General features: G+C 67.1%; 24 protein-coding genes. 15 read left to right on the forward strand and 9 right to left on the reverse strand.

Features of this window, described 5'->3' with window-relative positions:
* Position 1 precedes the first annotated feature (1 nt).
* From C4F17_RS18980 to C4F17_RS18995, 4 genes are all read left to right on the forward strand, one after another.
* Positions 2-781: a GNAT family N-acetyltransferase gene (locus tag C4F17_RS18980; protein ID WP_106937612.1), complete on the forward strand. Its 780-nt coding sequence runs from the start codon at positions 2-4 to the stop codon at positions 779-781.
* A 47-nt stretch (positions 782-828) separates the two neighbouring features.
* A complete protein-coding gene (locus C4F17_RS18985) occupies positions 829-1,725 on the forward strand; it encodes a pirin family protein (protein WP_106936282.1) in 897 nt (298 codons plus the stop codon).
* A gap of 87 nt (positions 1,726-1,812) precedes the next feature.
* Positions 1,813-2,895: a flavodoxin family protein gene (locus C4F17_RS18990; RefSeq protein WP_106936283.1), complete on the forward strand. Its 1,083-nt coding sequence runs from the start codon at positions 1,813-1,815 to the stop codon at positions 2,893-2,895.
* A gap of 147 nt (positions 2,896-3,042) precedes the next feature.
* Positions 3,043-3,597 carry a Spy/CpxP family protein refolding chaperone gene (locus tag C4F17_RS18995; protein ID WP_081269769.1) on the forward strand — a complete coding sequence of 185 codons (555 nt, stop codon included), beginning with the start codon at positions 3,043-3,045 and terminating at the stop codon, positions 3,595-3,597.
* An 88-nt stretch (positions 3,598-3,685) separates the two neighbouring features.
* Here C4F17_RS18995 and C4F17_RS19000 read toward each other — a convergent pair whose 3' ends face one another.
* On the reverse strand, positions 3,686-4,114 hold the full coding sequence (locus C4F17_RS19000) for a serine/threonine protein kinase (RefSeq protein ID WP_081269770.1): 429 nt from the start codon (positions 4,112-4,114) through the stop codon (positions 3,686-3,688).
* A 223-nt stretch (positions 4,115-4,337) separates the two neighbouring features.
* On the opposite strand from C4F17_RS19000, the gene C4F17_RS19005 reads away from it, so the two are divergent.
* Genes C4F17_RS19005 through C4F17_RS19015 form a run of 3 tightly spaced genes read left to right on the forward strand, consistent with a single transcriptional unit; the run spans position 4,338 to position 7,364 of the window.
* The gene (locus C4F17_RS19005) at positions 4,338-5,111 is read left to right on the forward strand and encodes an endonuclease/exonuclease/phosphatase family protein (protein ID WP_106936284.1); all 774 of its coding nucleotides are present in this window, start codon (positions 4,338-4,340) and stop codon (positions 5,109-5,111) included.
* Positions 5,112-5,122: 11 nt separating this feature from the next.
* On the forward strand, positions 5,123-6,391 hold the full coding sequence (clsB, locus tag C4F17_RS19010; protein ID WP_106936285.1) for a cardiolipin synthase ClsB: 1,269 nt from the start codon (positions 5,123-5,125) through the stop codon (positions 6,389-6,391).
* A gap of 19 nt (positions 6,392-6,410) precedes the next feature.
* Entirely contained in the window at positions 6,411-7,364 is a 954-nt protein-coding gene (locus C4F17_RS19015) for a lysylphosphatidylglycerol synthase domain-containing protein (RefSeq protein WP_081269773.1), read from the forward strand.
* On the opposite strand, the gene C4F17_RS19020 is transcribed toward C4F17_RS19015, so the two are convergent.
* Positions 7,352-7,930 (reverse strand): acyloxyacyl hydrolase, encoded by a 579-nt coding sequence (locus C4F17_RS19020; protein ID WP_106936286.1) that lies wholly within the window; start codon positions 7,928-7,930, stop codon positions 7,352-7,354. The two genes, C4F17_RS19015 and C4F17_RS19020, sit on opposite strands and share 13 nt — an antisense overlap.
* A 209-nt stretch (positions 7,931-8,139) precedes the next feature.
* Here C4F17_RS19020 and C4F17_RS19025 point away from each other — a divergent pair, with 209 nt between their 5' ends.
* Positions 8,140-8,649: a polyhydroxyalkanoate granule-associated phasin gene (locus C4F17_RS19025; protein WP_081269775.1), complete on the forward strand. Its 510-nt coding sequence runs from the start codon at positions 8,140-8,142 to the stop codon at positions 8,647-8,649.
* A gap of 14 nt (positions 8,650-8,663) precedes the next feature.
* Here the strand turns inward: C4F17_RS19025 and C4F17_RS19030 are convergent, their stop codons facing one another.
* The 3 genes from C4F17_RS19030 to C4F17_RS19040 all read right to left on the reverse strand — a co-directional run bounded on the left by C4F17_RS19030 (position 8,664) and on the right by C4F17_RS19040 (position 11,164).
* Positions 8,664-9,911, reverse strand: a complete 1,248-nt coding sequence (locus tag C4F17_RS19030) for a metallophosphoesterase (RefSeq protein WP_081269776.1) — start codon at positions 9,909-9,911, stop codon at positions 8,664-8,666.
* A gap of 133 nt (positions 9,912-10,044) precedes the next feature.
* A complete protein-coding gene (locus tag C4F17_RS19035; RefSeq protein WP_106936287.1) occupies positions 10,045-10,530 on the reverse strand; it encodes a hypothetical protein in 486 nt (161 codons plus the stop codon).
* A 112-nt stretch (positions 10,531-10,642) separates the two neighbouring features.
* Positions 10,643-11,164 carry a hypothetical protein gene (locus C4F17_RS19040; RefSeq protein ID WP_081269778.1) on the reverse strand — a complete coding sequence of 174 codons (522 nt, stop codon included), beginning with the start codon at positions 11,162-11,164 and terminating at the stop codon, positions 10,643-10,645.
* A gap of 285 nt (positions 11,165-11,449) precedes the next feature.
* Here C4F17_RS19040 and C4F17_RS19045 point away from each other — a divergent pair, with 285 nt between their 5' ends.
* Complete coding sequence (locus C4F17_RS19045; RefSeq protein ID WP_106936288.1) at positions 11,450-12,121, forward strand: hypothetical protein; 672 nt, start codon at positions 11,450-11,452, stop codon at positions 12,119-12,121.
* Between the two features lie 3 nt (positions 12,122-12,124).
* Here C4F17_RS19045 and C4F17_RS19050 read toward each other — a convergent pair whose 3' ends face one another.
* The 4 genes from C4F17_RS19050 to dnaA form a co-directional block, all read right to left on the reverse strand.
* Complete coding sequence (locus C4F17_RS19050) at positions 12,125-12,958, reverse strand: DUF3883 domain-containing protein (RefSeq protein ID WP_234382197.1); 834 nt, start codon at positions 12,956-12,958, stop codon at positions 12,125-12,127.
* A gap of 38 nt (positions 12,959-12,996) precedes the next feature.
* The gene (gene gyrB / locus C4F17_RS19055) at positions 12,997-15,618 is read right to left on the reverse strand and encodes a DNA topoisomerase (ATP-hydrolyzing) subunit B (protein ID WP_106936289.1); all 2,622 of its coding nucleotides are present in this window, start codon (positions 15,616-15,618) and stop codon (positions 12,997-12,999) included.
* Between the two features lie 134 nt (positions 15,619-15,752).
* Positions 15,753-16,859 carry a DNA polymerase III subunit beta gene (gene dnaN / locus C4F17_RS19060; RefSeq protein ID WP_081269781.1) on the reverse strand — a complete coding sequence of 369 codons (1,107 nt, stop codon included), beginning with the start codon at positions 16,857-16,859 and terminating at the stop codon, positions 15,753-15,755.
* An 88-nt stretch (positions 16,860-16,947) separates the two neighbouring features.
* Positions 16,948-18,327, reverse strand: coding sequence for a chromosomal replication initiator protein DnaA (gene dnaA, locus C4F17_RS19065; RefSeq protein WP_081269782.1), 1,380 nt, complete (start codon positions 18,325-18,327; stop codon positions 16,948-16,950).
* A gap of 341 nt (positions 18,328-18,668) precedes the next feature.
* Between dnaA and rpmH the strand changes: the two genes are divergently transcribed.
* The 6 genes from rpmH to C4F17_RS19095 all read left to right on the forward strand — a co-directional run bounded on the left by rpmH (position 18,669) and on the right by C4F17_RS19095 (position 23,320).
* Positions 18,669-18,803: a 50S ribosomal protein L34 gene (gene rpmH, locus C4F17_RS19070; protein ID WP_007834827.1), complete on the forward strand. Its 135-nt coding sequence runs from the start codon at positions 18,669-18,671 to the stop codon at positions 18,801-18,803.
* Between the two features lie 101 nt (positions 18,804-18,904).
* Positions 18,905-19,318 carry a ribonuclease P protein component gene (locus C4F17_RS19075; RefSeq protein ID WP_081269796.1) on the forward strand — a complete coding sequence of 138 codons (414 nt, stop codon included), beginning with the start codon at positions 18,905-18,907 and terminating at the stop codon, positions 19,316-19,318.
* Entirely contained in the window at positions 19,315-19,602 is a 288-nt protein-coding gene (gene yidD / locus C4F17_RS19080; protein WP_106936290.1) for a membrane protein insertion efficiency factor YidD, read from the forward strand. The genes C4F17_RS19075 and yidD overlap by 4 nt, the downstream gene beginning before the upstream one ends.
* Positions 19,599-21,287 carry a membrane protein insertase YidC gene (gene yidC, locus C4F17_RS19085; protein WP_081269784.1) on the forward strand — a complete coding sequence of 563 codons (1,689 nt, stop codon included), beginning with the start codon at positions 19,599-19,601 and terminating at the stop codon, positions 21,285-21,287. The genes yidD and yidC overlap by 4 nt, the downstream gene beginning before the upstream one ends.
* A gap of 75 nt (positions 21,288-21,362) precedes the next feature.
* Positions 21,363-22,769 (forward strand): tRNA uridine-5-carboxymethylaminomethyl(34) synthesis GTPase MnmE, encoded by a 1,407-nt coding sequence (gene mnmE / locus C4F17_RS19090; RefSeq protein WP_106936291.1) that lies wholly within the window; start codon positions 21,363-21,365, stop codon positions 22,767-22,769.
* A gap of 89 nt (positions 22,770-22,858) precedes the next feature.
* Positions 22,859-23,320 (forward strand): Crp/Fnr family transcriptional regulator, encoded by a 462-nt coding sequence (locus C4F17_RS19095; protein WP_081269786.1) that lies wholly within the window; start codon positions 22,859-22,861, stop codon positions 23,318-23,320.
* The last annotated feature ends 3 nt before the right edge of the window (positions 23,321-23,323 follow it).

Consider the following 23,323-nt stretch of genomic DNA (forward strand, 5'->3'; position numbering starts at 1 on the left):
CATGAACCCGATTCCAGACACCGACATCGAAGCCATCGAACGCGCCACCGTATCGGCGGTGGCGCCCGACCTGACCGAAGAGCTCGACGGCTGGCTGCTGCCCTTTGCCGAGGGCACGGTCAATCGCGCCAGGTCCGCCGTGCCGCTGCACCGGGGCGCGGTCGATGCGGCCACCCTCGACCGCATAGAAGACCGCTACGAAAGCCGTCAGGCCGTGCCGCTGCTGCGCCTGGCCGACGCGGATTGCTTCGACGGCCTGCGCGCCGAGCTGGAGCGGCGCCACTACGCCAGCGACAACCCGACGCTGGTGCAGCTCGGCTCGACGCCGCGAATGCTGCAGGTGGCCGAGGGCCGCGGCGCGCCGGCCGATGTCGACACGGCGCCCGACGACGCCTGGGCGGCGCTGTTCCTCGGCGAGGGCTTCGATCCGGTGGACGGCGCGCATCGCGTGCGCACCCTCTCGCGCGCCAAGGGCACGCTGTATGCCAGCGTGCGTGAAGGCGGCCGCACCCTGGCCGCCGGCGCGATGGCGTTCGGCCACGGCTGGTGCAGCGTGCACGGCATGCGCACCGACCAGGCGCAGCGCGGCCGGGGACTGGCAGGGCGCGTGCTGGCCGGCCTGGCGCAGGCGGCCATGTCGCGCGGTTTCGAGCGGGTGTTCCTGCAGGTCGATGCGGCGAACCCGCCGGCACTGGCCCTGTACAGGCGCGCGGGGTTCGAAACCCGCTGGCAGTACCGCTACTGGCGGCCGCGGCAATGGGATCGGGCTCCGGGGGGCTGACAGCGCCCCGGGTGGCGCCGGGCGCGCGTTAGTGCCAACATGGGCGCATGACCAACGCCAACCACCACGCCAACCACCCCACCGATCCCGTCGCCACGCCGCGCGGCATCGACCACATCGTGGCCGGTGTTTCCACCAGCGATGGCGACGGCGTGAAGCTCACCCGCGTGCTGCAGCAGCCGCTGCAGAAGCGGCTCGACCCCTACCTCATGCTCGACGCCTTCGGCAGCGACAACCCGGGCGACTACATCGGCGGCTTTCCCAACCATCCGCACCGCGGCTTCGAGACCGTGACCTACATGATCGCGGGCCGCATGCGCCACCGCGACAGCGCCGGCCATGAAGGCCTGCTCGAGAACGGCGGCGTGCAATGGATGACCGCCGGCCGCGGCCTCGTGCACAGCGAACTGCCCGAGCAGGAAGAAGGCCTGATGGAAGGCTTCCAGTTGTGGCTCAACCTGCCCGCCAAGGACAAGATGCGCGAGCCCTGGTATCGCGACATCCAGAGCGAAGAGATCCCCGAATTCACAACCACCGGCGGCGCGCACGTGCGGGTGATCGCGGGTGCGAGCCACGGCATCGAGGGCGCGGTGCGCCGCGAGCACACAGAGCCGCTGTACCTGGACATCACCCTGCCGCCCGGCGCCGAGTTCGCGCAGCCGCTGCCTGACGACCACAACGCGCTGGTCTACGTCTTCCGCGAATCGCTGTGGATCGCCGGCAGCGAGATACCGACGCGCCGCATGGCCATCCTGGCGAACGACGCGGGCAGCGACGGCGTGGTGCTGCGCGCGGGCGCGACCAACCACAGCCCCGCGCGCGCACTGCTGATCGCAGGGAAGCCGCTGCACGAGCCCATCGCGCAGTACGGCCCCTTCGTGATGAACACGCAGGAGCAGGTCAAGCAGGCGGTGCACGACTTCCAGAACGGCAAGCTCGGCTGACGGGCGCCGGGCTGTAGTCGCCCACCTACCGAAAAACGGCATCAGGCGCGGATGCGGCTTGCCGCGCTCGCCGCCTAGATTGCGCCCATGCCCACCAAGACACCCACGATCAGGAAGGGACAGGCGCCCGACAAGCTGCAGCGCGCCCAGTTCCACGACCGCTTCATGCAGCCGTTCCAGGACCCGGCCTTCCAGGCCGAGGCCGCCTCGCTCCAGCGCATCGAGCTGATCGCCTGGGAAGCTTACGAGGAAGGCCGCAAGGCGCCGGTCACGCGCAAGGCCGGGCCCGGCTACGCAGACCCCGACTACGACCTGTCCGTCGACTGGCTCGAAGCCAAGGCCCGCATCGACGCTGCGCAGGCCGCATGGAGCTCGCCGCAGACGCGATCGCGCGTGCTGCTCATCAACGGCTCGCCGCGCAACGACGGCACCTGCCCCGGCGAGGTGTCGAAGACATGGCGCCTCGCGCAGCTCGCACAGGAGGTGCTCGAAGGCAGCGGCATCGAGACCGACATGCTCGACCTGAGCCTCGTCACTTCCGAATACGGGCGGCAGATCCACCCGTGCAAGGCCTGCGCGTCGACCGCCATGCCGCTGTGCCACTGGCCCTGCAGCTGCTACCCCAACCACTCGCTGCGCCAGACCGGCGACTGGATGAACGAGATCTACGAACGCTGGGTGGCCGCGCATGGCGTGGTGCTGCTCACGCCCACGCACTGGTACCAGGCCAGCAGCCCGCTGAAGCTCATGATCGACCGCCTGGTGTGCGCCGACGGCGGCAACCCCGACCCCACCAGCACCCACGGCAAGAAGCCGGAGGAAGCCAAGGCGCTGGAACTCGAGGGCTGGGGCTTTCCCAAGCACCTGGACGGCCGGGCGTATGGCGTAGTGGTGCACGGCGACGTGGCCGGCATCGAAAGCCTGCGCCGCAACCTCTGCGACTGGCTCGACTGGATGGGCCTGATCGACGCCGGCGCGCAGGCGCGGCTGGACCGCTACATCGGCTACTACGAGCCCTACGCCACCAGCCACGACACGCTCGACGCCGACGCCGACATGCAGGAAGAAGTGCGCAACGTGGCGCGTGCCGTCGCACGGGCGGTGGGCGAACTGCGCGCGGGCAAGCTGGAGGCGCCGGACCGGGGCCTGAAGCGTCCGAGGCCCAAGTAGGCCGCGTGCCCCTGGGCGCCACTGGGGCCGGTTCACCATTCTTTACGCAAGCTCACGCCGGACTAACGGTCGCGATACAGAGGTCTTCCACACTTCATCTCACCTGCTGCCCATCGGCGGCGGGCTTCTTGAAAGGAAGCACTTCTCATGATTTCTCTTCGCCAACGCATCGTCTGGGCCAGCCTGCTGGGTTCGGCAGCCCTCGCCTCTTCGGGCGCCTTCGCTCAAGCGCCGGCCGCCCCCACCGCACCCAGCGCCGCGGTGGCCCAGGCCGACACCGCCGCAGCGCCCAAGGCGCAGCACAAGCGCATGGATCCCGCACAGCGCATGGAGCGCATGAAGGAGCACCGTGCCAAGCGCCTCGCTGCCCTGAAGGAAAAGCTCAAGCTGAGCTCGGCCCAGGAAGGCGCATGGAGCGCGTACACCACCGCGACGCAGCCGCCCGCCGGCCCGCGTCCGCACATGGACCGCGCCGAGTTCGCCAAGCTGACCACGCCGCAGCGCCTGGAGCGCATGCAGGCCCGCCAGGCCGAACGCAGCGCCATGTTCGCCAAGCGCGCCGACGCCACGAAGACCTTCTACGCCACGCTCTCGCCTGAGCAGCAGAAGACCTTCGACACCGAGACCGCGCACATGGGCGGCCATCGCTGGCACCGTGGCGGCCCGGACGGCCATCACGGCCAGGCGCCCGCCAAGAGCTGATCGCCGTCGACAAAAAAAAGCCCGCAGCGTGAAAGCGCTGCGGGCTTTTTTTCGTTCTTGAAGCCGCGAGGCTGCGGCCAGGAGGAAATTACTTCGGCGTGCCGGTCTTGTCCGTCGGGTTGGTCACGACGTCCGGGCGCTCGCCCTTCTGGCCGAACTGCGGCTTGACCTTGCGGCCGGTCTGGCTGACTTCGGCGCGCGACATCTCGCCGGTCGGCTGCGGCATGGCGTTGGGCTGGTGGTTGACCGTGGTGGTCGCCTCGCCCTTGGGCACCATGCTGTTGGCGTTGTTGCGGTTCTGCACGCGGGCTTCGGCCTTCACCGATTCGCGCGACGCAGGCATCGTGTTGTCCGGCCGCTGGGGCGGATTGGCGACGCCCGCGGGCGTCATCGTGCTGGCCTGGCCGCCGACCGATGGGTCCGGCTGCGCGGGGATGGACGTGGCCTGGGCCTGGGCGATGCCCGCGGCGCCCAGCAGGGCGGCGAGAACGGTGGCGTGGAAGATGGCTTGCTTCATGGTGTTTGCTCCTTGTGGCTTGTCTGTCTCTGTATCGGTGGATGAAAACGAAGGGCCGTTGCCTCAAGCCCTGGAACCCACCGTAGGAGCCACCAGATTGGTGCGTTGTGGGGGTGTGGCAGGCGTGGCTGTAGGAGCCCGCCGCCCGCGCGCGAAGGGTTCGGAAGAAGGTGGCGCGTTCCTACAGTCGGCGCGCGCCGGGCAACGTACAACCCGGTCAACGATGTCTTCCTCTTCCCCCGGCTCCGCGCCCGTCTCGCTGAAGGTCATGACCGTGAACACCCACAAGGGCTTCACGGCGCTCAACCGCAAGTTCATCCTGCCCGAGCTGCGCGACGCGGTCCGCACCGTGGGCGCGGACGTGGTGTTCCTGCAGGAAGTGCTGGGCACGCATTCGCGCCACTCGCGCAAGGTGAGCAACTGGCCCGAGGCGCCGCACTACGAATTCCTGGCCGACAGCATGTGGCCGCAGTTCGCCTACGGGCGCAACGCGGTGTACCCCAAGGGGCACCACGGCAACGCGGTGCTCTCCAAGTTTCCCATCGTGCATTTCCGCAACCACGACGTATCGGTGAGCGGGCCCGAGAAGCGCGGCCTGCTGCATTGCGTGCTGCGCCTGCCGGCACGGGTGGTCGACGTGCACGTGATCTGCGCGCACCTCGGCCTGGCCGAGGCGCACCGCCAGCAGCAGCTCGAGCTGCTTTGCCACATCGTGCGCGACGAAGTGCCCGCCGACGCGCCGCTGATCGTGGCCGGCGACTTCAACGACTGGCGCGGCCGCGCGCACGCCGTGCTCGAAAAAGGCGCGTCGCTGCGCGAGGTGTTCGTGCATGCCCACGGCCGCGCGGCGCGTACCTTTCCGGCACGTTTTCCGATGCTGCCGCTGGACCGCATCTACGTGCGCAACGCGGGCGTGCATGCGCCCGTGGTGCTGCCGCGCCGGCCCTGGTCGCACCTGTCGGACCACGCCCCGCTGGTGGCGGACATCGATCTTTGAGCACTACTGCCATGAACAACAACAACCATTGGACCGGCGGCAACCGCGTGGAGCTGCTCGAGAACGGCGAGGAGTTCTTCCCGCGCGTGTTCGAGGCCATCCGGCAGGCGAAGCGCGAAGCCATCGTCGAGACCTTCATCCTGTTCGAGGACAAGGTCGGCCTGCAGCTGCACGCCGCCATGCGCGAGGCCGCGCTGCGCGGCGTGAAGGTCGACCTGATGATCGACGGCTTCGGTTCGCCCGACCTGTCGCGCGAGTTCATCGAAGGCCTCACGTCGGCCGGCGTGAAGGTGCGCGTGTTCGACCCCGGCCAGCGGTTTCTGGGCAAGCGGCTCAACGTGTTCCGCCGCATGCACCGCAAGATCGTGGTGATCGACGGGGAGCGCGCCTTCGTCGGCGGCATCAACTATTCGGCGGACCACCTGCTCGACTTCGGCCCCAAGGCCAAGCAGGACTACGCGGTCGAGCTGCACGGGCCGATCGTGGCCGAGATCCACCAGTTCGTGCTGCGCGCCATCGCGCTCGGCGGCAAGGGCGCGGGCTGGTTCCGCCGCCGGCTGCGGCAGGCACCGGCTGTCGAGCACGCGGCGGCCGGCCAGGCCGACGCGATGTTCGTCACGCGCGACAACCGCCGCCACACCAACGACATCGAGCGGCAGTACCGCGCCGCCATCCGTGCGGCGCGCGAGCGCATCGTGATCGCCAACGCATACTTCTTTCCGGGCTACCGGCTCATCAAGGAGCTGCGGCGCGCGGCGCGGCGCGGCGTGGATGTGCGGCTGATACTGCAGGGCGAGCCCGACATGCCGATCGTCAAGACGGCGGCGAGCATGCTCTACCACCACCTGCTGCACGCGGGCGTGCGCATCTACGAGTACTGCGACCGCCCGCTGCACGGCAAGGTCGCGCTCATGGACGACAAGTGGAGCACCGTGGGTTCGAGCAACCTCGATCCGCTGAGCCTTTCGCTCAACCTCGAGTCGAACGTGATCGTGCGCGACCGGGCCTTCAACGGCGTGCTGTGGGAACGGCTGGACCATCTCATGCAGCACAGCTGCAAGAAGATCGACGCGGCCGACCTGGCGAGCGAATGGAGCGGCTGGCGGTTGGTGCGCAGCTTCTTCGTCTTCCACATCCTGCGCTGGTATCCGGCGCTGCTGGGCCGGCTGCCGCGCCACGTGCCGCGCCTGACGCCGGCCGAAGCCATCGAGCTGGCCAGCCGCCGGGACACCGGCACCAGCCAGCCGACCGGCGGCGCAACGCAGACGGAAGCCGCCTGAGCCGCGGCCGGATGCACGCATGAGCACGATGGCCCTGTCCCGGCAGTCCTGGTGGCCCTGGGTCCGCCGTGCCGCGGCGTGGGGCTTCTTCGCGCTGATCGCATGGCTGCTGGTGCGGCAGGCGCGCACCATCGACTGGGACGACGTGCTCGACGCGATCCGCGCGCTACCCGCCACCACGCTGCTCGCAGCCGGCGCAATCGCGGCCTGCAGCTTCGTGCTCTACAGCACATACGACCTGCTGGGGCGGCACCTCACGCGGCACCGGCTGGGCACCGGCACGGTGATGGGCGTGACCTTCATCAGCTACGCCTTCAATCTCAACCTCGGTTCGCTGGTGGGCGGCGTGGCGTTCCGCTACCGGCTCTATTCGAGGCTGGGGCTGGGCAACGAGACCATCACGCGCGTGCTGGGCTTCAGCATGCTGACCAACTGGATCGGCTACCTGCTCGTGGCGGGCGTCGCCTTCTGCTTCTGGCCGCTGTCATTGCCGCCCGGCTGGAAGATCGGCAACGACGGCCTGCGCATCCTGGGCGCGGCGCTCCTGGTGCTGGCCGCGGCCTATGTGCTGGTGTGCGCCTTTGCCAGGGGCCGCGTGTGGCGCATACGCGGCCATGCGTTCAGGACGCCGGGGCTCGCCATGGCGCTGCTGCAGCTGGCGATGTCGTGCGCCAACTGGTCGCTGATCGGTGGCGTGATCTGGTTCCTGCTGCAGGGCGCGGTCGGCTATCCGCACGTGCTGGCGGTGCTGCTGGTGGCGGCGGTGGCGGGCGTGGTCACGCACGTGCCGGCGGGGCTCGGCGTGCTCGAGGCGGTGTTCGTGGCGCTGCTGGCCCACCAGGTGCCGGAAGCCACGTTGCTCGGCGCCTTGCTGGCCTATCGGGGCCTCTATTACCTGCTGCCGCTGACGGTGGCGACGCTCGGCTATCTCGCGACGGAAGTTCGCGCGCGGCGGCGGCTTCAGAAGCGGTAGGCGTAGCGCAGGCGCAGGAAGGTCTCGCCGGGGTTTGGTTTCTTGATGCCCGCGTTGGAGAAGTGCTGCACGCGCAGCGACACCTCGTGCGCGCCTTTCTCGCCGAAGCTGCGGCCGATGCCCAGCACTTCGGTGAACTGGAAAGCGGTGCTGAAGCTGCGGTCGGGCGTGCGGTAGATGCGGTCCATCAGCGTCGCGCCGACGCCGCCTTCGGCGAACCAGGGCGATCCGCCGTCGCCGAAGCGGTAGCGCAGCATGTAGATGGCACCGATCTGCGTGTAGCTGCGGCGGCCGTCGTTGTTCAGCGCCGGCGCGCTCCACTGGCTCAGGAAAACATCCCAGTAGCGCGTGAGCGGCCCCTGCTGCACCGCCTGGCCCGGTGCCCACGGCAGCACCATGCCCACCGTGGCCGCGTCGGCATCGCCTTTCTGGCCATGCGCGGCATGGCCGAGGTCGAAGTAGATGCCGCGCGTGTTGTCGTCGAATGCATGGGCCGCCGAGCCCAGCAGCCCGAATGAAGCTGCGAACACGGCGGCCCGGAGGGGCGTGGATGCGTGCAATCTCATGATGTGGTTTTCTTGCGCGGAGCGTGGGATATGACAGCCGGATGATCAATTTCCCGGCGCCGCTGCATCCGTCCAGCGCGTAATTTCCACGTCCGAAAGTAGGACTTGGTCAACAAAACGGACTTCGTCATGTTGCACTGCAGCAATTTCGGCTCGCGAGGCCTATAGTGGTTCGACTTCCTCCAAGCGTTCGCGCGCACAACCCCACCATGTCGTCGTCTCTCACAACCACTCCCGGCCTGGTCCATCCGCTCATGCAGTGGTTCGACCTGGCACTCAAGACCAACGAGATGCTGCTGTCCTCCGGCTCCGTGATCCGCATGCGCACTGAACGCATCGCCAAGGCGGGGCTCGCGCCCAGCCCGGCCGACCTTGCGGAATTCCAGCTCATGGGCCACGAAAAGCTCGCCGCCGCGAGCGAGTCGGGCATCGCGATGGCGAAGCAGTGGCACAGCAGCCACCTCTCGCTGGCCAGCCGCGTGCTGCAGCAGTGGGTGCAGAGCACCACGGCGTTCTTCTCGCTGGCCGGCAGCGTCACGCCGGCGCAGGCGGCGGTGCACGGCGATGCGCTGGTGCAGTCGGCCGCAGGCACGGTGAGCGCGGCGAGCGAGCTGTCCGACATGGCGGTGCACATCGCTCGCGAAGGCCTGGAGCCGATTCGCGCGGCCGCCACGTCGAATGCGCGGCGCCTGGCAGAGCTCGAATCCAGCCCCGACTGATCGATCGAAGCCGCTCAGGCGGCCGCGGGCACCAGCGTCAGCAGCGTGATCTCGGAGGGCGCGCCAAAGCGCTTCGGCGGGCCCCAGTAGCCGGTGCCCCGGCTCACGTAGACCCACATGTCGTGCAGGCGATGCAGGCCCGCCGTGAAAGGCTGCTGCATCGGCACGAAGAGATTCCACGGAAAGAACTGGCCGCCGTGCGTGTGGCCCGACAGCTGCAGCTGGTAGCCGGCCGCGGCCGCCAGCGGCGCGCTGCGCGGCTGGTGCGCCAGCAGCACGCGGGTGTGCACCAACGGGGGCGCATCGTGCAGCGCCAGGTGCGGGTCGCTCGCATGGGCCGCGTCGAAATGCCCGGCGGTGAAGTCGGTCACGCCCGCCAGCACCAGCGCGCTTTCGAACAGCTCTTCATCGGTCTGCGCGCCGCGCACATTGCGCGTCTGCAGCACCACATGCTCGTTGAGCAGCACCTTCAGGCCCAGGCGGCGCAATTCGTCGATCCAGGCATGCGCGCCCGCGTAGTACTCGTGGTTGCCGGTGACCACGAAGGTGCCGTGCCGCGCGCGCAGCCCGGCCAGCGGCGCGATGTGCTCGCGCAGTTCCGGCACGCTGCCGTCCACCAGGTCGCCGGTGATGGCGATGGTGTCGGCGCCCAGCCGGTTGACCGCCTCGACGATGCGCTGGATGTACCCGCTCCTGATCGTCGGCCCGACGTGGATGTCGCTGAGCTGCGCGATCGTGAAGCCCTCGAGCGCCTGCGGCAGCCCGCGGATCGGCACGTCGACACGCTTCACGCTGGCCGTGCGCCGTGCATTGAGAAAACCGATCGCCGACGTGGCCGTGGCCACGGCCAGCACCGCCAGCGCGGTCCATGGGCGCAGCGTGTTCCATTGCACCTGCACGCCGCCCAATGCGCCGGCCAGCCACGTGAGCAGCAGGCCGGCGTCGCGCACCAGCGTCAGCACGAACATGGAGGAGAACCAGCCCATGCTGATCAGCCCGATCCACTTGATCGCCTCGCCCATCGACGCGTTGCGCTCGATGCGGCGCGACAGGAAAGGCAGCGGAATCGTCACCGCCGAGACCACCAGCGCAAGCAGCGCCAGCGGCCATGCGGGCGTGAGCACGGCGAGCGCGGGCAGCAGGCGCAGCGCAATGTAGACATGGAGCAACGCGGTCAGCGCGCTCAGGGGACGGATCGGCATCGGGGCAATGGGGTCGGGCATCGCCCGGGATACACCATCTGCAAGGCGCATGCCGCGCATTCAAGACGCCCAAGGGCGCCACCACCGCTATTTTTTCTATAGCGAGAGGCGCCCGGATAGCGGGCGTTGTGGCTCACATGGAGCTTGCCAACGCGCGCCGGCGGCATGCGCTGCCGGCGCCCGTTTTCACGCCTTACTGCACCGTGCGCGTGCCGGCCAAAGCCATGTCGGTGCCCGCCGGCCAGACGAAGGTGGCCTTGGCGGAGGCACCCTGCGGCACGCGCAGCTGCTGCTTCAGCACCTGGTTGCCGAGGCGGGCCTCGACCTCGTAGTTGCCCGGGTCGAGCCGGGCCACCATGAACGGGCCGCCCGACACCACGTTGTCGAGCAGCGCCACGCCGCTGCTGTCGCGCACGGTAACGTGCACATTGGCGGCGAAATCGGCGCCCTTGTGGTCCTTGATCGCGAACTCGAAGCTGGCGGGCCAGCGCGGCAGCACAGTTTCCATCAGCTGCGCTTCGTCACTGCCGATGCCGCCGCTCATGTACTCGACGCCGTGCGTCATGTAGATCGGCGGGTTCATCGCGGCCTGCGCCGGCGAGAACGCGCCGAGCAGAACGGCGCCGCAAAGCATCGCGGCCGCCACGGGCCGCATGCGCGATGAAAAGCGGGAGGTCATGGTCTGGGTCCTTTCCTGTTCGTAGTGGCGAGAAACCACAGCGCCACTGTGCGGCGCGCGACTTAGGAAAGGCTGACCGAGGACGCAACGGCCACAGCCGTGCGCCGGTTTTTCAACGGGTGGCCGAGGCGGTCTGCGCCAGCGCCTGCGGCAGCGGCGGCGCGACCGAGGCCATGTCGAAGTTCGACGGCCACACGAACGAAGCGCGCGCCGGCACGCCGGCAATCACCACCAGCGACTGCGTCAGCGTCAGCCCGCCCAGCGTCACGTTCACGTCATACGCGCCGGGATTCAGGCGCGCGAGCATGTACGGCGCCTGGGAGTCCACGGTCATCACGGCCTGGCCGGTGTACTTCTGGCGCACTTCGACGTGTGCCTTGGCGGGAAAGCCGGGTTGCTGCGCACCCTTGCCGTCGCTCACACCCAGCGCGATGGTCGCGGCCCAGCGGGGCGACACCATTTCCATGAAAGCGGCTTCGTCCCGTGTGGTGCCGCCGCTCATGAATTCGATGCCCTGCGCCACCTGGATGGGTGGGTTCGAGAACGCATGGGCCGAAGTGAAGGCCCCGAGGAATGCTGCTGTGCCGCCCAAAACCAGCGCGGCCAGCGGCCGGCGGAGACGCGAAGGGTTCATTGCTGTGTGGTCCTCGATCTTGCGTGACGTGAAATCCGACGAGGATTTTGCTTAGCAAGAGTCGGGCTAGATATAGCGTTTACGAGGAACGATCCTCGGATTCAATGTGAATGCTATTGTTTTCATAGCTGGTGACGCCCGTGTGACGGCCGTGCAAGCCACATTTGCTGACAGACCTCACGCAAACCCTGATGCGACTGTTTCCGGGAGGCCTTGCCGCCGAAGTCCGCCGGGGTGCACGGCAGGTCTATGGCGGTGCATCGCGGCCGGAGATACTGCGGACCCATGAAGCCCGACGACGACTACGACCCGATGCGCGAACGCCGCGAGGCGATGACCGCGTGGGAGCATGGCCTGCGGCCGAAGCCGGATCGCCATTGGGCGCTGTGGCTGGCGTTGGCCGTGCTGGCCGTGTACCTGTTCTATATGGGTGCGGAGTGGCTGCTGGCGCAGCAAAGGGCGCAGAAGCAATCCGCCGGGCCGACGATGGCGGTACCACCCGGCATCGCGCCGCCCCCTCAGGATGCCCGCCCCGCGCCCTCCCCGCCCGTGGCCTCCCCTGGCGCGACCGGCCCCGACACCTTCGAGGTGACCAAGTGCCTGACCCCGTCAGGCAAGGCCGCCTACTCCGACGGCCCGTGCCCCGAAGGCTCGCGCGCCACGACGGTCCGGCTGCGGCGCGACGTGAACATCGCCGACGGCATGAGCCCGCAAGCGCGCGAAGCCTCGATCCGCGACAACGCAGCCGTCGCCGCACAACAGCTCCAGTACGAAAGGCAGGTCGCGCAGAACGTGGCGAACGAAATGGGCGAATGCAGCGGCCTTGCCGAACACATCAACTGGATCGACGCGATCGGGCGGCAGCCGCAAGGCGCGTATTCGCAGGATTGGCTGCGGGACGAGCGCAAGCGCACACGGGACCGGCAGTTCAGGCTGGGGTGTCCTCAGCAGCGGTGAGGTTCAGTTGAATGCGGCGCGATAGCTCACCGGATCGAGCTGGCAGTGTTGTGCCAGATTGCCGACCAAATCGAACATCTTCGGCGCCTTGCGGAACTCGAAGAGCCGATAGAGGTGGAACTGGGTGCTCTCGTGCCTGGAGAGCGCCAACTCGCGCTGGGACACGAAAAACGGCGTATCGCTGCCGAAGCTCGTTGTCTTGACCTCGATATACCGTTCGCGGCCGTCGGTGTCGAAAGACAGCACGTCGTACCCCAGGCCGTCGCCCTTGGAGCTGGAGACGCGATCGATACGTTCCGCAAGTTGCTTTTGTCCGAATTGCGAAAGACGCCAGTGCTCGAAATGCATGACGAACTCTTCGCCGGCGGCACCCAGGGATCGATTGCGCGCCTCGCGCTCCAGGTAGTCGCGCTTGACGCCGACAAAGGCGCTCGGATGCAGCGGCTCGGCTACGCCGTGCTCGCGCCGCGGCGCCTCGGATTTCACCTTGGCGAAGTCGATCGTCGGGGGCTCGATCGCGGGCCGTTCGACGGCCGCCAATGCTGCTTCGTCCAACACCGATTGCCGATCGAGTTGACTCACGACCACGTCGAACAAGAGCGCCTGGTAGTTGGCGCGGCGCTTGTACCCTGACAAAGGCGGCATGCCGAGATCCTGCAACACCGCAGTGATGTTGCAGTGCTTGAACTCGATGGAAGCTTCGCTGCGCTCACTGAGCCTGGACTGCAAAGCGCGGCGATGCTCGGACTTGTTGAAGCGCTGGTCGGCCAACTCCAGCGTCAGCATCTGGAGATGGTCGGCGACGATCGCTTCGACCTCTTCCCTCGACCACTCCATGCTTCAACTATTGGCGGCGACCGGCGTTCTCAGCCGGCTTACACGTCGATATTCGCCGCCCGCAGCGCGTTCTGCTCGATGAACTCCCGGCGCGGCTCCACTTCGTCGCCCATCAGCATCGTGAACACGCGGTCGGCTTCGATCGCGTCGTCGATCTGCACGCGCAGCAGGCGGCGCACGGCGGGGTCCATGGTGGTTTCCCACAGCTGCTCGGGGTTCATCTCGCCCAGGCCCTTGTAGCGCTGGCGCGAGGTGGCGCGTTCGGCTTCGCTGATCAGCCACTTCATGGCCTGGCGGAAGTCGTCGACCTTTTCTTCCTTGGCGCGCTCGCCCTCACCGCGCTTCACCAGCGCGCCTTCGGGGCTCAGGAGGCCGCGGAAGGTGTTGGCGGCTTCGGCCAGCGCGGCGTAGTCGGCGCCGTGCACGAAGTCCTGCGTGATCACGCTGCTCTTGATGTTGCCGTGATGGCGGCGGCTGATGCGCAGCAGCGGCTTGTCGGTGCGGGCGTCGAACTCGTTGCTCACCTCGGCCGGCACGCCGGTCGTGTTGAGTTCGCGCAGCTTGGCCTGCAGCGCCACGGCCGAAGCCTCGGCGGCGGGCGTGGTGTCGAGGTCGAGCGCCACGCCGTCGGCGATGGCGCGCAGCGCCTCGGCGTCCATGAAGTTGCGCAGGCGTGCGATGACGGCCTCGGCCACCTGGTGCTTGCGCGCCAGCTCGGCCAGGGTGTCGCCGCTGAGCGTGGTCGAGCTGGCACCGCCGGTCTCGATGCGCGCGTCTTTCAGCGCCACCTTGAGCAGGAAGGCGTCGAGCGCGGGGCCGTCCTTCAGGTACTGCTCTTCCTTGCCGACCTTGACCTTGTACAGCGGCGGCTGCGCGATGTAGATGTGGCCGCGCTCCACCAGTTCGGGCATCTGGCGGTAGAAGAAGGTGAGCAGCAGCGTGCGGATGTGGGCGCCGTCGACGTCGGCGTCGGTCATGATGATGATGCGGTGGTAGCGCAGCTTGGCGACGTTGAAGTCGTCCGCGCCGCCGCCCGCCGTGGTCGCGCCGGCGCGGCCGATGCCGGTGCCCAGCGCGGTGATCATCGTGAGGATTTCGTTGCTGGTGAGCAGCTTTTCGTAGCGTGCCTTCTCGACGTTCAGGATCTTGCCGCGCAGCGGCAGGATGGCCTGGAACTTCCGGTCGCGGCCCTGCTTGGCGGAGCCGCCGGCGGAGTCACCCTCCACCAGGTAGACCTCGCACAGCGCCGGATCCTTTTCCTGGCAGTCGGCCAGCTTGCCGGGCAGGCCCATGCCGTCGAGCACGCCCTTGCGGCGCGTCATTTCGCGGGCCTTGCGGGCGGCCTCGCGGGCACGCGCGGCCTCGACGATCTTGCCGCAGATGATCTTGGCGTCGTTCGGGCGTTCCTGCAGGTAGTCGGTCAGCAGCTTGCCGACGATGTCTTCCACCGGCGCGCGCACTTCGCTGGACACCAGCTTGTCCTTGGTCTGGCTCGAGAACTTGGGCTCGGGCACCTTCACGCTCAGCACGCAGCACAGGCCTTCGCGCATGTCGTCGCCGGTGACTTCGACCTTCGCCTTCTTGGCGAACTCGTTCTCTTCGATGTACTTGTTGATGACGCGGGTCATCGCGGCGCGCAGGCCCGTGAGGTGGGTGCCGCCGTCACGCTGCGGGATGTTGTTGGTGAAGCAGAGGACCTGCTCGTTGTAGCCGCTGTTCCACTGCATCGCCACTTCGACGCCGATGTGCGTGCCGGGAATGCCGCCGTAGGTGTCGGCCGGGCGCTCGCCTTCGGCGTAGAACGAGTTCGGGTGCAGGACGGTCTTGCCCTTGTTGATGAACTCCACGAAGCCGCGCACGCCGCCGGCGCCGGAGAAGTCGTCTTCCTTGCCGGTGCGCTCGTCCTTCAGGCGGATGCGCACGCCGTTGTTCAGGAAGCTCAGCTCGCGCAGGCGCTTGGAGAGGATTTCATAGTGGAAATCGTTGTTCTCCTTGAAGATCTGCGTGTCGGGCAGGAAGTGCACCTCGGTGCCGCGCTTGTCGGTGTCGCCGATGATCTTCATGGGCGAGACTTCGACGCCGTTCACCGTCTCCAGCAGGCGGTTCTGCACGAAGCCGCGGCTGAATTCGAGCTCGTGGATCTTGCCTTCGCGGCGCACCACCAGCCGCAGCATCACGCTGAGCGCGTTCACGCAGCTCACGCCCACGCCGTGCAGGCCGCCCGACACCTTGTAGCTGTTCTGGTTGAACTTGCCGCCGGCGTGCAGCTCGGTCAGCGCGATCTCGGCGGCCGAGCGCTTGGGCTCGTGCTTGTCGTCCATCTTCACGCCGGTCGGAATGCCGCGGCCGTTGTCGGTGACGGAGATCGAGTTGTCGGAGTGGATGGTCACGACGATGTCGTCGCAGTGGCCCGCCAGCGCCTCGTCGATGGAGTTGTCCACCACTTCGAACACCAGGTGGTGCAGGCCGGTGCCGTCGGAGGTGTCGCCGATGTACATGCCGGGGCGCTTGCGCACGGCCTCGAGCCCTTCGAGGATCGTGATCGAGCCTTCGCCGTAGCTGGTGTCGGCTGGGATGTCCTCCGGCGGCACGACCTGGACTTCAGGGGTGTAGACGGGCTCGGTGTGCGGCACTTCGGGCTTGTTTTCTTCAGCACTCATTCGGATATTCCTCTGTCTCTCACGGCATTCACGTGATTTTTCGGGCTCTCAAAAGCTCAATTCGCCGCCTCTTGAAAGCGCAAACCCGCGGGGGGCCGCGGGCTGTGTGCGCAAGGCGCTTCGGTGTCTGTCTGCTAGATACGCATCGGCATCACGACGTACTTGAAGGATGCGTTCTCGGGGATGGTCAGCAAGGCCGAACTGTTGGAGTCGGCCAGGTCCAGCTTGACCATGTCCTGGTCCATGTTCGACAGCGCGTCGATCAGGTAGGTCACGTTGAAGCCGATCTCGATGGTGTCGCCACCGTAGTCGATGTCGAGTTCGTCCTGGGCTTCTTCCTGCTCGGCATTGTTCGATGCGATGCGCAGCGTGCCCGGCTCGATGTTCAGGCGCACGCCCTTGAACTTCTCGCTGGTCAGGATGGCGGTGCGCTGCAGGCTGGCCAGGAGCGGCGCGCGGCCCAGGGTGACGGTGTTCTTGTGGTTCTTGGGAATCACGCGGTTGTAGTCGGGGAACTTGCCCTCGACCAGCTTGGTGACGAACTCCATGCCGCCGAAGCTGAACTTGGCCTGGTTGTTCGCGAACTGCATCTCGATGGCGCCTTCGGCGTCGGACAGCAGGCGCTGCATTTCCAGCACGGTCTTGCGCGGAAGAATGACTTCCTGGCGCGGCACTTCGACGTCGAGCGTGGCCGACGAGAACGCCAGGCGGTGGCCGTCGGTGGCCACCAGGCTCAGCTGCTTGCCTTCGGCGACGAACAGGATGCCGTTCAGGTAGTAGCGGATGTCGTGCACGGCCATCGCGAACGAGACCTGCGAGAGCAGGTCCTTCAGCGTCTTCTGCGGCACGCTGAACACGGGGCCGAAATTGGCGGCTTCCTGCACCAGCGGGAAGTCTTCGGCCGGCAAGGATTGCAGCGTGAAACGACTCTTGCCGCCCTTGAGCACCAGCTTGCTCGCGCTCGATTCGAGGCTCACGGTCTGGTCGGCCGGCATGGTGCGCAGGATGTCGATCAGCTTGCGCGCGCCGATGGTGGTGGTGAAGTTACCTTCGTCGCCGCCGAGCTCGGCGGTGGTGCGGATCTGGATTTCGAGGTCGCTGGTGGTCAGCTGCAGCTGGCCGCCGGTCTTGCGGATCAGCACGTTCGCCAGGATCGGCAAGGTGTGACGCCGTTCGACGATGCCCGCCACCGACTGCAGCGCGGCGAGGACTTTGTCTTGGTTTGCCTTCAAAACGATCATGTCTTCTTCCTCTTCTCTATCTCTTTGAATCAGCTTGTAAGACGCCATTCTCCGCTGTCGCGATGGGCATCCTGGGTGACATCCGGCTTCAGCCCTTGAGCGTCTGCTCGAGCACGTGGAGCTGCTGGTTGAGTTCGGTGAGCTGCTGGCGCTCGCCCGAAATCTTGCGCACCGCGTGCAGCACCGTCGTGTGATCGCGCCCGCCGAACAGCTCGCCGATTTCCGGCAGGCTCTTCTGCGTCAGCTCCTTGGCCAGGTACATCGCGATCTGCCGTGGCCGCGCGATGCTGGCCGGGCGCTTCTTGCTGTACATGTCGGCGACCTTGATCTTGTAGTAGTCGGCCACCGTCTTCTGGATATTCTCGACGGAGATCTGCCGATTCTGGATCGACAGCAAGTCACGCAGCGCCTCGCGCGCCAGGGCGATCGAGATCTCCTTCTGGTTGAAGCGCGAATAGGCCAGGATCTTGCGCAGCGCGCCTTCGAGCTCGCGCACGTTGGAGCGCACGTTCTTGGCGACGAAGAAGGCCACTTCTTCCGGCATTTCGGCCGATTCGGCGCGCGCCTTGTTGATCAGGATGGCCACGCGCATTTCGAGCTCGGGCGGCTCGATGGCCACCGTGAGACCGGAGTCGAAGCGCGAAACCAGGCGCTCGTGGATGTCGGCCAGCCCCTTCGGATAGGTGTCGCTGGTCATCACGATGTGCGACTTCTTGGCGAGCAGGGCCTCGAACGCGTTGAAGAATTCTTCCTGGGTGCGGTCCTTGTTGGCGAAGAACTGCACATCGTCGATCAGCAGCAGGTCGAGCGAGTGGTAGCGCTCCTTGAACTCATCGAAAGTCTTGCGCTGATAGGCTTTGACCACATCCGAGACGAATTGCTCGGCGTGGATGTAGAGAACTTTGGAATCCGGCCGGTCTGCCAGCAGCCGGTTACCCACAGCGTGCATCAGGTGGGTCTTGCCCAGGCCGACGCCGCCGTAGATGAAGAGCGGGTTGTAGAGATGGCCGGGCATGCCCGCCACGTGCATGGCCGCGGCACGCGCCATGCGGTTGGCCGTGCCTTCGACGAGGGTGTCGAAGGTGAGGCCCGAATTGAGGCGGTTCTTGAAGCCGGCGGCGGCGGGCTCCTCGCCCGGGCCGGCCACGTCGCGCGGCACGTCGGTTTCGGTCATGACCGCCACGGGCGCAGAGCGCACGGGCGTTTCGCGGGGAGCAAGCGCTAACTCGATGGCGACCGGCTGGCCGTACATCTTCTCGGCCATGGCCGCGATCTTGCCGGCGTACTGGGCCCGGATCCAGTCGAGCTTGAACCGGTTGGCGACGAACACGGTCATGCGCGACAGGTCGTCGGCGACCTGTGCCGTCAGGGGCTTGATCCAGGTGTTGAACTGCTGCTCGGACAGCTCCTGCGCGAGCTGGTCGACGCAGGCCTGCCAGAGGCTTTCGCCGATGCCGTCAGTCGACATGGGCGGGAGAAAAAGTGATGGAACCCTCGGGCATTTCTTGGTATAGGTATTGTGGATATTCTCTGCTGGAAGGCGCTTGGCATTCTAACTTGTCAAAACCTTATCCACACGCTGACCCGGATGCCGAAAGGCCCGCAAATCCAGTCGAAGATTGTTCGGGCGGCCAATGTTTGCGATAATTGCGGGTTTCCCTGAAAACCTCTTTGCGTTCTTCACCGGCGCCAGGAGTAGGAGTTCAGGGGTATCCCTGGGTCATCCCAATACGCTCCCCCGGCGCCCCGCTGGCTTCTCGTGCTTTTTCAGGCAGAGAGTCCGCGCGAACAGGGAATTAGGAAATCATCATGAAACGCACTTATCAAGCTTCCAAAGTCCGCCGCGCCCGTACCCACGGCTTCCTGGTCCGCATGAAGACCCGCGGCGGCCGTGCCGTCATCAACGCACGCCGCGCCAAGGGCCGCAAGCGCCTGGCCGTCTGACGGCAGCACACCTGCCGTTGCCAGCAGCCGACACGTCAGCGCCAGCTCCCGCGGCCGGTGCGTCCGGCCAGACCGGTAACGACGTGCGCGGCCAGGCTTCCATGCAGCGGCTCAAGACCCGCGCGCAATTCCAGGCCGTCCTCGCAGGTGCCACCGTGGCGCGCACTGCTCATTTCGCATTGCATCGCTGTGCGCTCGATTCCGCATCGGGCGCACAGCCGTTGTTCGCGTCCGACGACGTCTGGCTGGGCGCCATGGTGCCCAAGCGCTGGGCGCGCCGCGCGGTCACGCGCAACGCCATCAAGCGCCAGATCTACGCCGTGAGCACCGCTCAGGGCGTCGCCTTGCCACGTGCCGCGCACGTGGTGCGCCTGCGCGCGGGCTTCGACCGCAAGGAATTCGTGAGCGCCACCTCGGACAAGCTCAAGGCCGCCGTTCGCGCCGAGCTCCAGCAGCTGCTGGCGCGCGCCGCGCGCGCGCCTTCGCCTTCCTCGCCAGCCCCATCCTCGTCATGAAACGCCTGCTGATCGGCTTCGTGAAGGCCTACCGACTGCTGCTGAGCCCCTGGCTCGGCCAGTCGTGCCGCTTCACGCCGACCTGCTCGGTGTATTCGATCGAGGCGCTCGAGGTGCACGGCGCGCTCAAGGGCAGCTACCTGACTCTGCACCGCATCGCGCGATGCCAGCCCTGGTGCCAGGGCGGGCACGATCCGGTTCCACCGAAATCACAGCGTCGCACTGACAAGTCAGGATCGCTGTTTTCGTCTCTTCTCTCCTCCGACAAGAAGTCTTCGTCATGAACGATATCCGCCGCACGATACTGTGGGTGATTTTTGGGTTCTCGCTGGTGCTGCTGTGGGACCAATGGCAGGTCTTCAACGGCAACAAGCCGACCTTCCTGCCGTCCAGCAAGCCGGCCGCCACCGCCCCGGCCGCCGGCACGACGCCTGCCGCCACCAACGGCGTGCCCTCCGCGTCCGCCGCCCCTGGCAGCGCAGGTGCCGTGCCGACGTCGGCCACGCCGGCCGCGCCGCGCGAGAAGGTCAACGTCACCACCGACCTGTTCAAGGCCACGATCGACAGCGAAGGCGCCACGGTCAACTACCTCGAGCTGCTGAAGTACGACGAGGCCGACCGCACCAAGCACGTCGTGCTGTTCGAAGACGGCTCGCCCGCCACGCGCTACGTCGCGCAGACCGGCCTGGTGAACCCGGTGGCCGGCGACGCCTTCCCCAACCACCTGACGCAGATGACGCCGAAGGCCGGCCCGCGCGAGATGGCCGACGGCCAGAACACGCTCGAGGTGAGCTTCGAAAGCGCCCCCGTCGGCGGCCTGAAGTACGTCAAGACCTACGTGTTCCACCGCGGCGACTACGCCATCGGCGTGCGCCACGAAGTGGTCAACGTGAGCGACCAGCCGCGCGATGCCCTGCTCTACATGCAGCTGCTGCGCCACGGCACCGTGGCCGCCGGCACCATGTTCGGCACCAACACCTTCACCGGTCCGGCCGCGTACACCAACGAGAAGAAGTTCCACAAGCTCGACTTCAAGGACATCGCCAAGGGCAAGATCGAACCGCCGCCGCCGGCCAACGACGGCTGGATCGCGATGGTGCAGCACTACTTCGCGTCGGCCTGGCTGCTCAAGGGCGACCCGGCCAGCGAACAACTGCGCCGCGAATTCCGCGTGAGGGACCTGGGCGACAACCTGTTCACCGTGTCGATGGTGGCCACGCTGCCGAAGATCGCCCCGGGCGCCACGCAGGTCGTGAACAGCGTGCTGTTCGCCGGCCCCGAAGAAGAAAAGAAGCTCGAAAGCATCGCCCCCGGCCTGGACCTGGTGAAGGACTACGGCATCTTCGCGATCATCTCGAAGCCCCTGTACTGGCTGCTCACCCAGCTGCACGGCATCCTGGGCAACTGGGGCTGGTCGATCGTGGCGCTGGTGGTGCTGCTGAAGGCGGCCTTCTACTGGCTCAACGCCAAGGCGTACGCCAGCATGGCCAAGATGAAGGCCATCAACCCCAAGATCATGGAAATGCGCGAGCGGCTGAAGGACAAGCCGCAAGAGATGCAGCAGGAGATGATGCGGATCTACAAGACCGAGAAGGTCAATCCGATGGGCGGCTGCTTCCCCATCGTGATCCAGATCCCGGTGTTCATCGCGCTCTACTGGGTGCTGCTGTCGTCGGTCGAAATGCGCCATGCGCCCTGGATCGGCTGGATCACCGACCTGTCGGCACCGGACCCCTGGTACATCCTGCCGATCGTCATGACGGCCACCTCGCTGTTCCAGACCTGGCTCAACCCGACGCCGCCCGATCCGATGCAGGCCAAGCTGATGTGGATCATGCCGCTCGCGTTCAGCGTGATGTTTATCTTCTTCCCGGCCGGCCTGGTGCTGTACTGGATCACGAACAACGTGCTGTCGATCGCGCAGCAGTGGTTCATCAACAAGCGCCTGGGCGTGCTCGGCACCAAGTAACGGCAGCCGCACGGCAACCAAGCCATCCCACGAAGGGCCGCGTAAGCGGCCCTTTTTGCTGAAAGAATCCGAACCATGCTCGCCCGTACCACCGATCCCATCGTCGCCATCGCCACCGCCTCGGGGCGTGGGGCGGTCGGCATCGTGCGGGTGTCGGGCGCCAGGCTGGCGCCGCTGATCGACGCCATCTGCGGGCGTGCGCTCAAGCCGCGCGAGGCCACCTACCTGCCGTTTCGCGATGCCGACGGCGAGCCGGTCGACCATGGCCTGGCCATCCACTTTCCCTCGCCGAATTCCTTCACCGGGGAAGACGTGCTCGAGCTGCAGGCGCACGGCGGCGCGGTCGTGCTGCAACTGCTGCTGGCGCGCTGCCTGGAGGCGGCGGCGGAGCCCGACCCGGTCACCGGCCGACCGCGCCTGCCCGGCCTGCGCGTGGCCGAGCCGGGCGAGTTCAGCCAGCGAGCCTTCCTCAACGGCAAGATCGACCTGGCGCAGGCCGAGGCCATTGCCGACCTGATCGACGCCAGCACCGAAGCGGCCGCGCGCAGTGCCGGGCGTTCGCTGTCGGGTGAGTTCTCGCGCGAGATCCACACGCTGCGCGATGCGCTGATCCACCTGCGCATGCTGGTCGAGGCCACGCTCGACTTTCCGGAGGAAGAGATCGATTTCCTGCAGAAGGCGGATGCGGCCGGGCAGCTGGCGAAGCTGCAGTCGCAACTGGCCGCGGTGCAGCAGCGCGCGCGCCAAGGCGCCTTGCTGCGCGAAGGCATCAAGGTCGTGATCGCGGGGCAGCCCAACGCGGGCAAGAGCTCATTGCTCAACGCACTGGCCGGCGCCGAGCTGGCCATCGTGAGCGCGGTGGCGGGCACCACGCGCGACGTGGTCTCGCAGACCATCCAGATCCACGGCGTGCCGCTGCACGTGGCGGATACGGCCGGCTTGCGCGAGAGCAGCGACGAGGTCGAGCAGATCGGCGTCGCGCGCGCCTGGGGCCAGATCGAAAGCGCGGACGCCGTGCTGTTCCTGCACGACCTGACCCGGGCCGCGTTGCCGGACTACGCGGCCGCCGACGCCGAGATCCTGGCGGGCCTGCGGCGCAAGCTGCCGGCGAGCGTGCCGGTGCTGGATGTCTGGAACAAGCAGGACGCGGCGCCTTCGGCACGGCCCGCAGAGGGCATCGCGCTGTCCGCCAAGACCGGCCTGGGCATCGAGGCCCTGCGCGAACAGCTGCTGGCCATGGCCGGCTGGCAGGCCGTGCCCGAGGGCGTGTACCTGGCGCGCGCGCGCCACGTGCAGGCGCTGGCGCAGGTCGAGGCGCACCTGTCAATGGCAGCCAGCCACCTGGCTGCGCAGGCCCAGCTGCTCGATCTGCTGGCCGAGGAACTGCGGCTGGCGCAGAACGCGCTGAACGAGATCACGGGGGAGTTCGGTGCCGATGACCTGCTGGGAGTCATCTTTTCGCGCTTCTGCATTGGCAAATAGCGACAGGCGCTGCAAAAACGTAATCACTTGTAGCCCAATCTGGCGGCCATCGCGGATACTTCGGGACCGATGCGGGGGTTGAGAAAAGCATGTCCATCCAGAATCTGAGCCGCGCCATCGCGGAGAACATGAGCACCGACGCTTTTGCGTTGACGTTCAGCGTCCAGCAATGGGAAACGCTGGCCGGCTACCTGCAGCCCATCGAGACCGCCGTCGGCGATGTGCTGATCGAGCAGGGAACGCCGGACCGCTCGGTGTTCTTCATCGAGAGCGGCGCCATCAGCGTGCACCGCGTCAGCAGCAAGGAGCAGATGCGGCTTGCCGTGCTCACGCCGGGGTCCGTGGTGGGCGAAGGCTCGTTCTTCTCGCGCCTGCCGCATTCCGCCAACGTGGTGGTCACCGGCGCGGGCCGCGTATGGCGGCTCAACGCGATCCGCTTCGCCGAGATGTCGAACCGCCAGCCCAACCTGGCGCTGGAAATCGCGATGGCGCTGGGCGCGGTGATCGCCAAGCGCATGGCACACCGCTCCAAGCGCGTCGCCGTGACCTGAGGC

It is taken from the genome of Variovorax sp. PMC12, from assembly GCF_003019815.1.
In the GTDB taxonomy this organism is placed as follows: domain Bacteria; phylum Pseudomonadota; class Gammaproteobacteria; order Burkholderiales; family Burkholderiaceae_C; genus Variovorax.